This is a genomic window from Nonomuraea sp. NPDC050786 (assembly GCF_040654115.1).
In the GTDB taxonomy this organism is placed as follows: domain Bacteria; phylum Actinomycetota; class Actinomycetes; order Streptosporangiales; family Streptosporangiaceae; genus Nonomuraea.
In genome coordinates this window covers 188,456-201,537 of record NZ_JBFAHJ010000023.1, presented here as the reverse complement: position 1 = coordinate 201,537, position 13,082 = coordinate 188,456, and the positions used below count along the sequence as shown (strand labels likewise).

13 protein-coding genes are annotated in these 13,082 nt (G+C 68.1%); 7 read left to right on the top strand and 6 right to left on the bottom strand.

The genetic code is table 11. The annotated features are described in order from the left end of the window. The first annotated feature begins 174 nt into the window (after window positions 1-174). The 7 genes from AB0H84_RS34840 to AB0H84_RS34810 are packed head-to-tail and all read left to right on the top strand — an operon-like array spanning window position 175 to window position 6,468. Entirely contained in the window at window positions 175-387 is a 213-nt protein-coding gene (locus AB0H84_RS34840) for a hypothetical protein (RefSeq protein ID WP_357613949.1), read from the top strand. 48 nt (window positions 388-435) lie between these two features. Further along, window positions 436-1,590, top strand: a complete 1,155-nt coding sequence (locus tag AB0H84_RS34835) for an ABC transporter ATP-binding protein (protein WP_357613946.1) — start codon at window positions 436-438, stop codon at window positions 1,588-1,590. Further along, the gene (locus AB0H84_RS34830; RefSeq protein WP_357613943.1) at window positions 1,583-2,677 is read left to right on the top strand and encodes an ABC transporter ATP-binding protein; all 1,095 of its coding nucleotides are present in this window, start codon (window positions 1,583-1,585) and stop codon (window positions 2,675-2,677) included. Before AB0H84_RS34835 ends, AB0H84_RS34830 begins: the two co-directional genes overlap by 8 nt. Continuing rightward, window positions 2,674-3,567, top strand: coding sequence for a sugar ABC transporter permease (locus AB0H84_RS34825; protein WP_357613941.1), 894 nt, complete (start codon window positions 2,674-2,676; stop codon window positions 3,565-3,567). The genes AB0H84_RS34830 and AB0H84_RS34825 overlap by 4 nt, the downstream gene beginning before the upstream one ends. Window positions 3,568-3,571: 4 nt before the next feature. Next, on the top strand, window positions 3,572-4,402 hold the full coding sequence (locus AB0H84_RS34820; RefSeq protein WP_357613938.1) for a carbohydrate ABC transporter permease: 831 nt from the start codon (window positions 3,572-3,574) through the stop codon (window positions 4,400-4,402). Window positions 4,403-4,404: 2 nt separating this feature from the next. Next, on the top strand, window positions 4,405-4,680 hold the full coding sequence (locus AB0H84_RS34815) for a DUF2160 family membrane protein (RefSeq protein WP_357613935.1): 276 nt from the start codon (window positions 4,405-4,407) through the stop codon (window positions 4,678-4,680). Window positions 4,681-4,698: 18 nt separating this feature from the next. Then, window positions 4,699-6,468: an ABC transporter substrate-binding protein gene (locus AB0H84_RS34810; protein WP_357613932.1), complete on the top strand. Its 1,770-nt coding sequence runs from the start codon at window positions 4,699-4,701 to the stop codon at window positions 6,466-6,468. A gap of 43 nt (window positions 6,469-6,511) precedes the next feature. On the opposite strand, the gene AB0H84_RS34805 is transcribed toward AB0H84_RS34810, so the two are convergent. From AB0H84_RS34805 to AB0H84_RS34780, 6 genes are all read right to left on the bottom strand, one after another. Further along, entirely contained in the window at window positions 6,512-7,537 is a 1,026-nt protein-coding gene (locus AB0H84_RS34805) for a dienelactone hydrolase family protein (protein ID WP_357613929.1), read from the bottom strand. After that, complete coding sequence (locus AB0H84_RS34800) at window positions 7,527-8,807, bottom strand: Gfo/Idh/MocA family oxidoreductase (RefSeq protein WP_357613927.1); 1,281 nt, start codon at window positions 8,805-8,807, stop codon at window positions 7,527-7,529. Before AB0H84_RS34800 ends, AB0H84_RS34805 begins: the two co-directional genes overlap by 11 nt. Window positions 8,808-8,817: 10 nt before the next feature. Next, complete coding sequence (locus tag AB0H84_RS34795) at window positions 8,818-10,101, bottom strand: extracellular solute-binding protein (protein ID WP_357613924.1); 1,284 nt, start codon at window positions 10,099-10,101, stop codon at window positions 8,818-8,820. Between the two features lie 42 nt (window positions 10,102-10,143). After that, window positions 10,144-11,010 carry a carbohydrate ABC transporter permease gene (locus tag AB0H84_RS34790; RefSeq protein WP_344987312.1) on the bottom strand — a complete coding sequence of 289 codons (867 nt, stop codon included), beginning with the start codon at window positions 11,008-11,010 and terminating at the stop codon, window positions 10,144-10,146. Then, window positions 10,994-11,911, bottom strand: coding sequence for a sugar ABC transporter permease (locus AB0H84_RS34785; RefSeq protein ID WP_357613921.1), 918 nt, complete (start codon window positions 11,909-11,911; stop codon window positions 10,994-10,996). The genes AB0H84_RS34790 and AB0H84_RS34785 overlap by 17 nt, the downstream gene beginning before the upstream one ends. 212 nt (window positions 11,912-12,123) lie before the next feature. Continuing rightward, a complete protein-coding gene (locus AB0H84_RS34780; protein WP_357613918.1) occupies window positions 12,124-13,077 on the bottom strand; it encodes a LacI family DNA-binding transcriptional regulator in 954 nt (317 codons plus the stop codon). Window positions 13,078-13,082 lie beyond the last annotated feature (5 nt).

Genomic DNA, 13,082 nt, shown 5'->3' with positions numbered 1-13,082 from the left:
CCGTGGAGAACGAGAGCGCGCTCAAGACCTACACGCTCACGGTGAGCAGCTCCACTGCCAGGCCGTGCGCGCCCGGCGGGCCGCCGGCCGCCCGGCGCCGGCGCCGCCGGCCCCCCGCCCGGGCCCCCCCCCCCCCCCCGGCTCGGGCTCGACCCGAGCGACATGGTGCGGTTGATGGACGGCCTGATGGACGAGGGGCTGGCCGAGCGCGACCGCGACCCGGCCGACCGGCGGCGCTACCGGATCTCGCTGACGCCCGCGGGGCGCGGCGCACTGGACCGCGCGCTGGCCGTCATCGAGCGCGTGGAGCGGGAGACGCTGGCGCCGCTGACGGCGGAGGAGCGGAAGCAGCTGCACGCGCTGGTGGCGAAGGTCTTCGCAAACTGACAAAAGTTGTCATTAACGCAGCCGTCACATTGTTCACTTCTATACCACATGCCCTCTTTGCACACAGTTGCAGATCATGTTAGATGGAGGCGAGCAGAGAGGACCGGCACAGTGACGCTGATTCTCGATGGCGTCTTCGTACGGCGGCGCGGGGAGACCTGGCTTGACGACGTTCGCCTGGAATTATCCAACGGAATGACCACTCTGATCGGCCCGATGACCGCGGGAAAGACGACATTGATGCGCGTCGTCGCCGGCTTGTCACCCCCGGATTCGGGCCGCGTCCTGGTCGACGGAGAAGACGTTACTACCATTTCGGTGCGAAAACGCTCGGTCGCCTTCGTCTACCAGCAATTCATCAATTACCCATCGCTGACCGTCTACGAGAACATCGCCTCTCCGCTCCGCCTCGACCCGAGGTTCCGCCGTGACGGGATCGACCGGCGGGTGCGCGAGGTGGCCGAGCTCATGGGCATCGCGGCGCTCCTCGACCGCAGGCCCGCCGAACTGTCGGGCGGCCAGCAGCAGCGCACCGCCATCGCCCGGGCGCTGGCCCGCCCCGTGGACGTGCTGCTGCTCGACGAGCCCCTGGCCAACCTCGACTTCAAGCTCCGCGAGCAGTTACGCGCCGACCTGAAGAGCATGTTCGCGAGCTCCCCCGGCGTCGTCCTCTACTCCACCGCCGACCCGAACGAGGCGCTCACCTTCGCCGCGCCGACCGTGGTCCTGGGCGAGGGCCGGGTCCAGCACGTCGGCGACGCGGCCGAGATGTACGCCCGCCCGCCCACGCTGGCCGTCGCGGCGACACTCAGCGACCCGCCGCTCAACCTGCTGCCCGGCGTCGTACGCGACGGCCGGATCGAATGCCTCGGCACCTCCTTCCCCGCACCCCACGCGCACGCGTCCGGACGCGACGTCGTGCTCGGCGTACGCCCCCACCAGGTGAGCATCGGACGGGGCGGCCCCGGCGCGCTGGAGCTGCCCGCCGAGATCAGGCTGGCCGAGGTGACGGGCAGCGCGACGTTCCTGCACCTGCTCCTGCAGGGGCACGTCCACCTGGTCGCCCATCTGCCGGGCGCCCAGCTCTTCACCCCGGGCGAGAGCACGGTCGCGTACGTGGACCCGGCACACGTCCTGGTCTTCGACGAGGACGGCGGACGCCTGCTCGCCACCAGCGCCGCGGAGGTCGACCTGCATGGCTGACATCCGGCTGGAAGGCGTGGGCCACAGCTACGACGGGGGCCGGACGTGGGCACTCAAGCCCATGACCTGGACCTGGCGGAGCTCCAGGGCGTACGCGCTGCTGGGTCCGAGCGGCTGCGGCAAGAGCACGCTCCTGAACATCATCTCCGGCCTGATCACGCCCACGGTGGGCCGGATCTTCTTCGACGACCGCGACGTCACCGACGTGCCCACCGCGGGCCGCAACATCGCGCAGGTCTTCCAGTTCCCGGTCCTGTACGAGGAGATGTCGGTATACGACAACCTGGCCTTCCCCCTCCGTAACCGGAAATATCCGGCGAAGGAGGTCGACGAGCGCGTCCGCCAGGTCGCCCGGCTCCTGGGCCTGGAGGACCTGCTCCGCCGCAGGTCGCGCCGCCTGGACCCGGGCCGGCAGCAGATCGTCAGCCTCGGCCGCGGCCTGGTGCGCTCCCAGGTCGCGGCGGTGCTCCTGGACGAGCCGCTCACCGTGGTCGATCCGGCGCTGAAGTGGACGCTGCGCAGCAAGCTCAAGGAGATCCACCGCGACACGGGCCACACGCTGATCTACGTCACGCACGACCAGACAGAGGCGCTGACGTTCGCCGACGAGGTCGTGGTGGTCAATGACGGGGCCATCGTGCAGGCGGGCGAGCCGGCCGAGCTGTTCCTGTCGCCGGCGCACGAGTTCGTGGGGCACTTCATCGGCTCCCCGGGCATGAACATGCTGCCCGCCGAGATCGCGGACGGCGTCGTACGCGTCGGCGAGTCGGACGTGGGCCTGGCCGAGGGCGACCTGCCGCCGGGGCCGGTCCGGATCGGGGTGCGCCCCGAGTTCGTGCGGATCACCGGCGCCGGCCGGTCGCCGGGCGTGCCGGCCAGAGTGACCGGGATCGACCGCATGGGGGCCTACGACCTGGTGCACACCCTGGTCGGCGAGCACACCGTGATCGCCAGGACCGAGGCGGGCTCGCCGTACGCACCGGAGTCGGTGGAGTTCCTGCACTTCCCCGCGGATCGCACGTTCCTCTTCCGCGACCAGGTCAGGTGCGGCTCGCTCGCGCCGCTGAACGGAAGGGGCACGACGTGACCGAGGTCCAGGAGGAACCGCGGGCGGACCTCAAGCGGAAGAGCAACCGGGCCTGGTTGCTGGTGCTGCCGGTGGTCGTGTCGGTGGCGTTCACGGCCGTGATCCCGCTCATGACCGTGGTCAACTTCTCCGTGCAGGACGTCTTCAGCCCGAGCGACCGGATCTTCGTCGGCCTGGAGTGGTTCCGCTCGATCTCGCGCGACCCCGAGGTGCGCTCGGCGTTCGTGCGCACCCTGCTCTTCTCGGCCCAGGTGCTGCTGGTGGAGATCCCCCTGGGAGTGGCGATCGCGGTGTGCATGCCGCGCCGCGGCGTGTGGGTCTCGGTGGCGCTGGTGCTGGTGGCGCTGCCGCTGCTCATCCCGTGGAACGTGGTCGGCACGATCTGGCAGATCTTCGCCCGCGGCGACATCGGCCTGGGCGGGTGGGCGATCAACAACGTCCTGGGCGTCAACTTCAACTACACGCTGGACTCCACGGACGCCTGGATCACGGTCCTGCTCATGGACGTCTGGCACTGGACGCCGCTGGTGGTCCTGCTGGCGTACGCGGGGCTGCGCTCGATCCCCGAGCCGTACTTCCGGGCCGCGCAGATCGACGGCGCCTCCGCGTGGGCCACGTTCCGGCACATCCAGCTGCCCAGGCTGCGCGGGGTGCTGACGATCGCGATCCTGCTCAGGTTCATGGACAGCTTCATGATCTACACCGAGCCGTTCGTGGTGACGGGCGGCGGGCCGGGGAACGCGACGTCGTTCCTCAGCATCCTGCTGTCGAAGATCGCGGTCGGGCAGTTCGACCTGGGCCCGGCGGGCGCGTTCTCGCTGCTCTACTTCCTGATCGTGCAGATCCTCTGCTACGTCTTCTTCACCGTGCTGACCAGGTCGGGGAGGTGACCTGATGGCCGCTTTGAGCAGGGGCGCGGGGCGGCGGCTGCCCTGGGCGCGGACCGTCTTCTGGCTGTACGTGGCGACGCTGATGCTGCCGGTGCTCTGGATGTTCCTCATGTCGATCCGGCCGAACGAGGACATCCTCGGCAGCTTCTCCCTCATTCCGCAGCGCGTGACGTTCGACAACTACGCGACTTTCTTCTCCGACTCCTCCTGGTATTCGAGCTATCTGAACTCCATCGTCTACACCTCGATGAACGCCGTGATGTCGCTCGTCGTAGCGTTGCCGGCGGCGTACGCGTTCTCGCGATTCCGTTTCGCCGGGGACAAGCACCTGTTCTTCTGGCTCCTGACCAACCGCATGGCGCCGCCGGCGGTGTTCCTGCTGCCGTTCTTCCAGATTTACCAGAGCGTCGGGCTCTTCGACACGCATCTCGGCGTCGCCATAGCGCACATGCTCTTCAACGTCCCGCTGGCCGTGTGGATACTCGAGGGATTCATGTCGGGAATCCCCCGGGAAATCGACGAGACGGCCGCGATCGACGGCTATTCGCTGCCGCGTTTCTTCGTCCGCATATTCCTGCCGATGATCCGCTCCGCGATCGGCGTCACGCTCTTCTTCTGCTTCATGTTCAGCTGGGTCGAGCTGTTGATCGCCAGGACCATCACGTCGGTGAACGCCAAGCCGATCGCCGCCACCATGACCAGGACGGTGAGCGCGGCCGGGGTCGACTGGGGCCTGCTGGCCACGGCGGGAGTGCTCACCATCGTCCCGGGCGCGATCGTCATCTGGTTCGTCCGCAACTACATCGCCAAGGGCTTCACCATGGGGAGGGTCTAGGGATGCTCGAGTGGATGGTCTGGACCGTCCCCACGGCCCTCGTCTTCGCCGGAGTGGCCCTGCTGCTGGTCGTGATGGCGGTCTGGGCACGCGTCTCCCCTCCCGTGGCCAGGCGGGGTTTCCTGCGCATCGAGACCGATCGCGGCGACCGGCTCTACATCGGCCTGATCAGCGCCGCCGTCGTGCTGGCGGGCTGGATGGCTGTCACCGACCTGTCCATGTGGCTCGCGCTCGGCTGCGCGCTGCTGGTGGCGGTCGTGATCGGGATATGGGGCTAACAGAGAAGGAGCCAACCGATGAGGCATCGGGCAGGCAGGTCCGCGGCGGTAGGTCTCGCCGCGCTCGTCCTGATGGTGGCCGGCTGCACGCAGGGCGAGAAGAAGCCCACGAGCGATTTCAAGGAGTCCGACGGCAAGGCCGCGGCGCAGCGGTGGGTGACGGAGGAGTTCACGCCGAGCACCCTCTCCAAGGACCAGCAGTTAGCGGAGATGGACTGGTTCATCAAGGCCGCGGCGCCGTACCGGGGCATGCAGATCAACGTGGTCTCCGAGACGATCACCACCCACGAGTACGAGTCCCAGACGCTGGCCAAGGCGTTCACCGAGATCACCGGGATCAAGATCAAGCATGACCTGATCCAGGAAGGTGACGTCATCGAGAAGCTCCAGACCCAGATCCAGGGCAACCAGAACATCTACGACGCGTACGTCAACGACTCCGACCTCATCGGCACCCACTCCCGCGGCAACTACGTCTTCCCGCTCTCCGACTACATGGCGGGCGAGGGCAAGAACGTCACCTCCCCCACGCTCGACCTGGACGACTTCATCGGCATCAGCTTCACCACCGGCCCCGACAAGAAGATCTACCAGCTCCCCGACCAGCAGTTCGCGAACCTGTACTGGTTCCGCTACGACTGGTTCACCGACCCGAAGATCAAGAAGCAGTTCAAGGACGCGTACGGGTACGATCTGGGCGTCCCGGTCAACTGGGCGGCGTACGAGGACATCGCCGACTTCTTCACCAACAAGGTCAACGGCAACGGGACCATGGACGGCAAGAAGGTCTACGGCCACATGGACTACGGCCGGAAGGACCCGTCGCTGGGCTGGCGCTTCACCGACGCCTGGCTGTCCATGGCGGGCAACGGCGACCCCGGCATTCCCAACGGCCTGCCGGTGGACGAATGGGGCATCAGGGTCGAGAACTGCCGGCCGGTCGGCTCGTCGGTCACCCGCGGCGGCGACGTCAACGGCCCCGCGTCGGTCTACGCGCTCCAGAAGTACGTGGACTGGCTGAAGAAGTACGCCCCCAGAGAGGCCGCGGGCATGAACTTCAGCGAGGCGGGCCCGGTGCCGGCGCAGGGCAACATCGCCCAGCAGATCTTCTGGTACACCTCGTTCACGGCCGACATGACCAAGCCGGGGCTGCCGGTCGTCAACAGCGACGGCACGCCCAAGTGGCGCATCGCGCCGAGCCCGCACGGCGCCTACTGGAAGCAGGGCAACAAGCTCGGCTACCAGGACGCCGGCTCGTGGACGCTGCTGCGGAACACGCCGCAGGACCGCAGGGCCGCGGCCTGGCTGTACGCGCAGTTCGTCACGTCGAAGTCGGTGTCGCTGAAGAAGTCGATCAAGGGCCTGACGTTCATCCGCGACTCCGACATCAGGAGCGACTACTTCTCGGAGAACTCCAAGAAGTACGGCGGCCTCATCGAGTTCTACGCCTCGCCGGCCCGCAAGCAGTGGACCCCGACCGGGACCAACGTGCCCGACTATCCCAAGCTCGCCCAGCTCTGGTGGCAGAACGTGGCCACCGCGGTGACCGGCGAGACGACGGCCCAGCAGTCCATGGACAACCTGGCCAAGCAGCAGGACGAGATCCTGGCCCGGCTGGAGCGGCGCGGTTACGGCGGCAACTGCGCGCCGAAGCTGAACCCCGAGCGCCCCGCCCAGTACTGGTTCGACCAGCCGGGCGCGCCCGCGCCGAAGCTGGCCGACGAGCGCGGCAAGCCCGAGACGCTCGACTACGACAAGCTGATCGCCACCTGGAAGTCGGGCAACTAAAGGGGTGCCGCCGCCCGGGGCAGGTCCGGGCGGCGGCCGTCTCCTAGTCCTTCAACCGCTGTGCCAGCCAGTCGAAGGCCCGCTCCTGCATGGGCACGTCGAAGCTGTGCGGCACGTCGGCCCACACCGCCTCGTAGGCGTCGGGCGCCTCCCGGTACCGCTCCTCGATCATGGCGTGCGCCCGGCGCATGCCCGGCTCGGGGAAGAGCGTGTCGCGCAGGGCGTACTGGACCATGAGGGGCTCGGGCGCGCGGGCGGCCACCAGGTCGGGCCAGTCGCCGAGGCGCGGCAGGCCGGGCGGCCAGAGCAGCCACGTGTGCTTCTCGACGTACCCGTCGAGCATGTCACGGAAGGACGAGACCATCGCGGCGACGACCACGGCCCGCATGTCCGGGTCGAACGCGCCCAGGAGCGCGGCCCGCAGGCCGCCTCCGGAGAGCCCGACGCACCCGACGGGACCCACGTCCGGCCTCGACCGGAGGTAGGCCGCCGCTGCCAGGTCCTCGCCCGCCGCCACGCCCGCGAAGGACGTGCCGAGCGCGGCGCAGTGCTTGGCGACCACGTGCTCGTGCTCCCTGGCCGCCGCGTCGTAAGGGCCCGGCTCGTCCACGCCGAGCGGGAAGCGGCGGCTGCCCCAGGTGAGCACGTCGGGGACGAGCACCGCGAAGCCGCGCCGGGCCAGCTCGTTCGCGTACGCGCGGCCGCCGTAGATCTGGTCGCGGACCCTCTGGATCTCGGGGGGAGGGCCGGAGGGACCGTCAGCGATCTTCTCCTTGCCGAACCACTTCATCCCGCCGTGGCAGTGCAGCGCCACCACCCCGGGCAGCGGCCCGGCCGCGTCCCGAGGGCGCAGCAGGTACGCGTGCGTGCGCGGCCCGAACCCCACCGACCAGGAGAGCTCCTCCCCGGCGAGGTCGCCGTCGCTCCAGGAGCGCTCGACCCGCACCTCCTGAGCGGCCAGGTCGAGCACTCCCATGGCGGCACGCGCGGCCCGGCGCAGCTCGGGCCCCGGCAGAGACGGGTAGACCCCGAGCTGAGCGGCGGTGATGCCGGCCAGCTCAGCGAACACGCGTGCCTTCGTCCATGAGGTGCACGGGCTCGCCGGTGGCGGCCGAGACGTTGGCCGAGTGGCCCGTCAGCACGCTGCGGATCCCGTCGCGGTAACCGGCCTGCCGCTTCAGCGGGTCGTCGCCGGGCCCGCGGAAGACGTCGTTCAGCAGCAGGCGGTCGCCGCCGCCGTGCCCGCCGGCCCCGCTCTCGATCGGGATCTCCTCCGGCCGGCTCCAGTGGCGGTGCAGGGTGAGCTTCTCCCACGCGTCGGCCTTGTGCTGCTTGGAGGCGGCGCTCGGGTCGACGGCCGCGTGCGGCGGGGTCCACGCCCGCTCGACCACCTCCAGCTCCAGCCGCCCGGCCGTGCCGTTGAACGCCACCCGGTAGCCCTCGAAGGGGGCGTAGGCGTTGAGCGCGTAGGTGAGCACGGCGCCGTTGTCGTAGCGGACCATCACCGACATGGTGTCGTCGATGGTGATCCCGTCGCCGAAGACGTCCTGGTCGCGGATGTAGCCGTCCTCGTGCTCGGCGTCCAGGTAGAGGCGCTTGAGCCGGGGGTCCTTGGAGATGTCCAGGATGAACGGGTCCGTACCGAGGCCCGGGGCGCCCTGGCCGCGCGTGGGGCGGTCGGTCACGCCGCGCTCGCGGGCGTTCTCCGAGCCGTAGAAGCGCAGGTCGGCCTGGGCGAAGACGGTCTGCGGGGCGGCGGCGAGCCACCAGTTGACCAGGTCGAAGTGGTGGGTGGACTTGTGGACGAGCAGCCCGCCCGAGTTGACCCGCTCGCGGTGCCAGCGGCGGAAGTAGTCGGCGCCGTGGATGGTGTCGAGCGTCCACTCGAAGTGCACGGACGTCACCCGGCCGATCGCGCCCTCCTGCAGCAGGCGGCGCACGGCCGAGTTACGCGGCGAGTACCGGTAGTTGAAGGTGACGATCAGCTTGCCGGTGCTGCGCTCGGCCGCCTCCGCGATGGCCGCGCAGCCCTCGGCGTCGACGGTGAGCGGCTTCTCCACGATGACGTCCCGCCCCGCGTCGAGCGCCGCGCACACGTACCGGGCGTGGGTGGCGTCGACCGTGGTGACGATGACCGCGTCGGCGAGCTCGAGCACCTTGTCGAACTCAGCTGGCGTGAAGCGCGGCACCTCGTGACCGATCCGCTCGACGTAGTAGTCCATGCGGGTCCGGTTGGTGTCGCACAGGGCGACGATGGTGCCGGCGTCGCGCCACTCCCCGAGCAGCGCGTCGACGTACATCTGCGCGCGGTGCCCGAGCCCGACGAACGCGTACTTCATTTCTCTCCTTTTAACCTGCGATCGAGGCGTTGGCCTCGGTGATGAACTTCTGCGCGGCGACGTCGGGGGTCATCCTGCCGAACAGGACCTCCTCCGAGTAGCGCGTGAGGATGTCCTCCATGGCGCTGGCGCCCTTCGGCGGGGCGGCCGGCGGGTCGGCCAGCTCACCCTTGACCTTGTCGAGGAAGTCCAGCGTCTTCTTGTCCGTGGGAGGCAGCTTCTCCTTGACCGCCGCCAGCACCTTGGAGCTGGCCGGCAGGCCGCGGTCGCTGAGGATGATCTCGCCCGCCTCCGGGTCGTTGATCATGAAGTCGATGAACTTGGCGGCCTCGGCCGCGTGCTCGGACTTCGACGAGGCGGTGTAGAACATCGCCGGCTGCAGGAACATGCCGCCGGTGGTGGCGCCCGGCAGCTTCGGCATCCGGAGCAGGTCCACGTCCTTGCCCGACTTCTTGGCGATGCCGCCGAGCTGGTTGCTCCACCACATGCCCATCGCGCCGGTGCCGGTGGCCAGCAGCGACTGGTCCACGCTCTGGGCGCCGATCTCGGCGGTCTTGGCGGCGTCGGGCGAGCCCTTGGTCTTGATCAGGTTCTGCTGGGTGGCCCACCATTCCTTGATCGTCGCGGGCGAGACGCCGATCTTGTTGCCGTTGTAGAAGGGCTCGCCCTTCTGCGCGGCGAAGATCTGGAGGTAGGCCGGGTTGAAGCTCTGCTGCGTACCGTAGATCTTGCCGCCGCTCTTCTCGGTGATCTTCGACGCGAGGGCGACGTAGTCGTCCCAGGTCCACTTGGTGTCGTCGGGGAGCTTCTGCCCCGCGGTCTCCAGCTCGGTGGGGCTGACGACCAGGGAGAAGGCGTTGACGCCGGTGGGGATGGCGTACTGCTTGCCGTCGATGGCGCCGGTGCCCAGCACCTTGCCGTCGATGTCGGCGGTGTTGACCTTGCTGGCCAGGTCGGCCAGCGTGCCACGGTCGGCGTACTCGCGCAGGCCGCGGATCTCCAGAGTGATCACGTCGGGCGCGTCGTTGGCCGCGACCTTGGTGGACAGCGACTCGTAGTAGGCCGCGAAGTCGGAGAACTCGCCCTCGACGTCGATGTTCGGGTTCTTCGCCTCGAACTTCTTGATCGCCGCCTCGGTCATCTGCTGCCGTGCCGCACTGCCCCAATAGGAGAAGCGCAGCTTGATCTTGCCATCAGCGCTTTCGCCGCCGCTGCCGCTGCCGCAGGCCGCGGTGACCGCCAGCACGGCAGTGGCCAGCAGGGCCGCCGACCACATCTTCTTGCCAGAGCTCACGGCTCTACCTCCTATGGGTCTTCTTGTCGGGGGGTGGAGGAACTACTTCAGTCCCGTGGTGGCCACACCACGGATCAGGTATTTCTGACCGGCCAGGAAAAAGCCGAAGATAGGACCGAGCGCGATGATCGACATGGCGAACATGGGTCCCCATTGCGAGTCGCTGCTGGCGTCCAGGAAGGTGCGAAGCGCGACCGGGACAGTGAAGTTGTCCGGGTTGTTGAGGTAAAGGAGCTGGCTGAGGAAGTCGTTCCACGTCCAGATGAACGTGAAGATCGCGGTGGTGGCCAGCGCGGGCAGGCAGAGCGGCATGACCACTCTGATGAAGATGCGCCAATACCCCGCCCCGTCGATCTCGGCCGCTTCGTCCAGCTCCCTGGGCAGCGTACGGATGAACTGCACCATAAGGAAGACGAAGAACGCGTCTGTCGCCAGCACCTTAGGCATCACCAGTGGCCAGATGGTGTTGATCAGGTCAAGCTTCGAGAACATGATGTACTGCGGCACGATCACCACGTGGTGCGGCAGCATGATCGTGCCCAGCATGATGGCGAACCAGAGCTTCTTCAGCGGGAAGTTCAGCCGGGCGAAGGCGTAGGCCGCCAGCGAGCAGGCCACCAGGTTGGCCACCACCGAGATCGCCGTGACCACCGCGGAGTTCCACAGGTAGTAGCCGAAGGGGTGCTTCAGCGCGTTCCAGCCCTCGCTGTAGTTCTTGAGGGTGACCTGGCTGGGCCACAGCCCCGGCTCCCGGAAGATCAGCTCTTCCGGCTTGAGCGAGCTGGAGATCATCCAGAGCAGCGGATAGAGCATGACCAGGCCGAAGCCGATCAGCAGGATGTGCTTGACCACCGGCCCGCCCCTGAGGGGGCGGAACAGCACCGGGACCGGCCTACTTGGTGTCGCCATAGAAGACCCAATACTTAGACGCGAGGAAGTTCACTCCGGTCAGGGCGGCGATGATGAGCAGCAGGACCCACGCCATCGCCGCCGCGTAGCCCATGTCGTAGCTCTTGAACCCCTTCAGATAGAGGTAGAGCGTGTAGAAGAGGGTGGAGTCGGCCGGGCCGCCCTTGCCGTTGCTCACGATGAACGCCTGCGTGAACGACTGGAACGACTTGATGACCTCGAGCACGAGGTTGAAGAAGATGATCGGCGTCAGCAGCGGCAGCGTGATGGAGCGGAACTGCCGGAGCGTTCCGGCGCCGTCCACGGACGCCGCCTCGTAGTAGCTGGCGGGGATCTGGCGCAACCCGGCGAGGAAGATGATCATCGGGGCGCCGAACGTCCACACGTGCAGGAGGATCAGCGTCCCGAGCGCGGTGTCCGGGTCGCCGACCCAGCCGGGGCCCTGGATCCCGAAGATCGACAGCACCGCGTTGACCAGACCGTCGGCGCCGAAGACCTTGCGCCAGAGGATCGCGATCGCGACGCTGCCGCCCAGCAGCGAGGGCAGGTAGAAGATCGAGCGGTAGAACGACAGCCCGCGCAGCCCCCGGTCGAGCACCAGGGCCAGCCCCAGCGCGAAGGCCAACTGCAGCGGGACCGACACGACCACGTAGACCGTGGTGACCTTCAGCGAGGCGAGGAACCTCTCGTCCTCGGTGAACATCTTGACGTAGTTGTCGAGCCCGACCCACTTGGCCTCCTTGAGGAGGCTGTAGTCGGTGAAGGACAGGTAGAGCGAGGCGAAGATCGGGCCGATCGTGATGACGAGCAGGCCGATGAACCAGGGCGCCAGGAACAGATAGGCGGCCCTGGCCTCGCGGCGGGAACGTAGCGAGCGGGTCACCGCCACCGAGTCAGCCATGACGGAACTCATTCGTCATTCACGGACCTTCCGGCGAGATGTGAATGGATAGCGCTTTCCTATAGCTGGCGTGAAAGTTCCGTCAACCCTTTGCAGGCGTTACATAGCCGTTACCGATATATCGCTACGACGTTTCCCCAGCTAGATGGCGTGTCGGTCGGAGAAGTCAGATGAATTCGCTGCATGGTTAGTACAACCGGTTGCAGCAAGGGCTATCGTGGTGGCGCGGTGGAGTCCCTGATGACCAGGTGTGTCTCCAGCGAGGTGGTGGCCGTGACCTCCTGGATGAGGAGGTCCACCGCGAGCCTGCCCGCCGCGGCGGTCGGCATGGCGACCGTGGTGAGCTTGGGGCGGTTCAGCCGTCCAGGAACGATGTCGTCGATCCCCACGACGCTGACGTCCTCCGGCACGCCCAGCCCGAGCTCACCGAGGCCCTCGATGAGCCCGATCGCCACCAGGTCGTTGTAGGCGAGCACGCCGGTCGCCCCCGAGTCCCGCACCTGAGCCGCGGCGGCGAACCCGCCCCGCTCGGTGGGCGCGTTGGGGCCGATGACGACCAGCTCGACGCCGTGCACCTGTTCGCTGGCCGTACGGATCTCCGCGCTCGTCCACGAGCCGGCCGGCCCCGACACCAGCGCCACGCGGCGGTGCCCGAGCCCGCTCAGGTGCTCGACCGCCAGCCTGGCGCCGTTGCCGACGTCCATCAGCACCGTGGCGGCGCCGCGCAGGCGCCGGTTGATCACCACGAACGGCACCCGCTCGGCCAGCCGCTCGAGTACCTTGTTGGACGCCCTGGGGCTGCAGAGCACCAGGCCGTCCACCTGTTTGGAGAACGCCTGCACCAGCTCCTCCTCGGCGGCCGGCTCCTCGTCGGTGTCGGCCACGAACAGGTGGTAGTCGCGCTGCCTGGCCGCCGCGTGGGCCGCCTTGATCAGCGGAGGGAAGAACGGGTTGGCGATGTCGGCCACGATCAGGCCGAGGTTGTGGGTGCGGCCGGTCGTGAGCGCCCTGGCCGCCCGGTTGGGGCGGTATCCCAGCTCCTCGGCCACCGTCAGCACCCTGGTGCGGGTGGCCGCGTTCACCATGTGCGGCGCGGAGAACGTCCGCGACACGGTCGATACATGCACCCCGGAGGCCCGGGCCACATCACGAATCGTCACTGTCACAGTCG

Bases quoted from the DNA above. Each gene is read 5' to 3' on its own strand.
- AB0H84_RS34785 (WP_357613921.1), bottom strand. From the start codon at position 11,911: ATGGCTGACTCGGTGGCGGTGACCCGCTCGCTACGTTCCCGCCGCGAG.
- AB0H84_RS34815 (WP_357613935.1), top strand. From the start codon at position 4,405: ATGCTCGAGTGGATGGTCTGGACCGTCCCCACGGCCCTCGTCTTCGCC.
- AB0H84_RS34800 (WP_357613927.1), bottom strand. From the start codon at position 8,807: ATGAAGTACGCGTTCGTCGGGCTCGGGCACCGCGCGCAGATGTACGTC.
- AB0H84_RS34830 (WP_357613943.1), top strand. From the start codon at position 1,583: ATGGCTGACATCCGGCTGGAAGGCGTGGGCCACAGCTACGACGGGGGC.
- AB0H84_RS34810 (WP_357613932.1), top strand. From the start codon at position 4,699: ATGAGGCATCGGGCAGGCAGGTCCGCGGCGGTAGGTCTCGCCGCGCTC.
- AB0H84_RS34790 (WP_344987312.1), bottom strand. From the start codon at position 11,010: ATGGCGACACCAAGTAGGCCGGTCCCGGTGCTGTTCCGCCCCCTCAGG.
- AB0H84_RS34820 (WP_357613938.1), top strand. From the start codon at position 3,572: ATGGCCGCTTTGAGCAGGGGCGCGGGGCGGCGGCTGCCCTGGGCGCGG.
- AB0H84_RS34840 (WP_357613949.1), top strand. From the start codon at position 175: ATGGACGGCCTGATGGACGAGGGGCTGGCCGAGCGCGACCGCGACCCG.
- AB0H84_RS34835 (WP_357613946.1), top strand. From the start codon at position 436: ATGCCCTCTTTGCACACAGTTGCAGATCATGTTAGATGGAGGCGAGCA.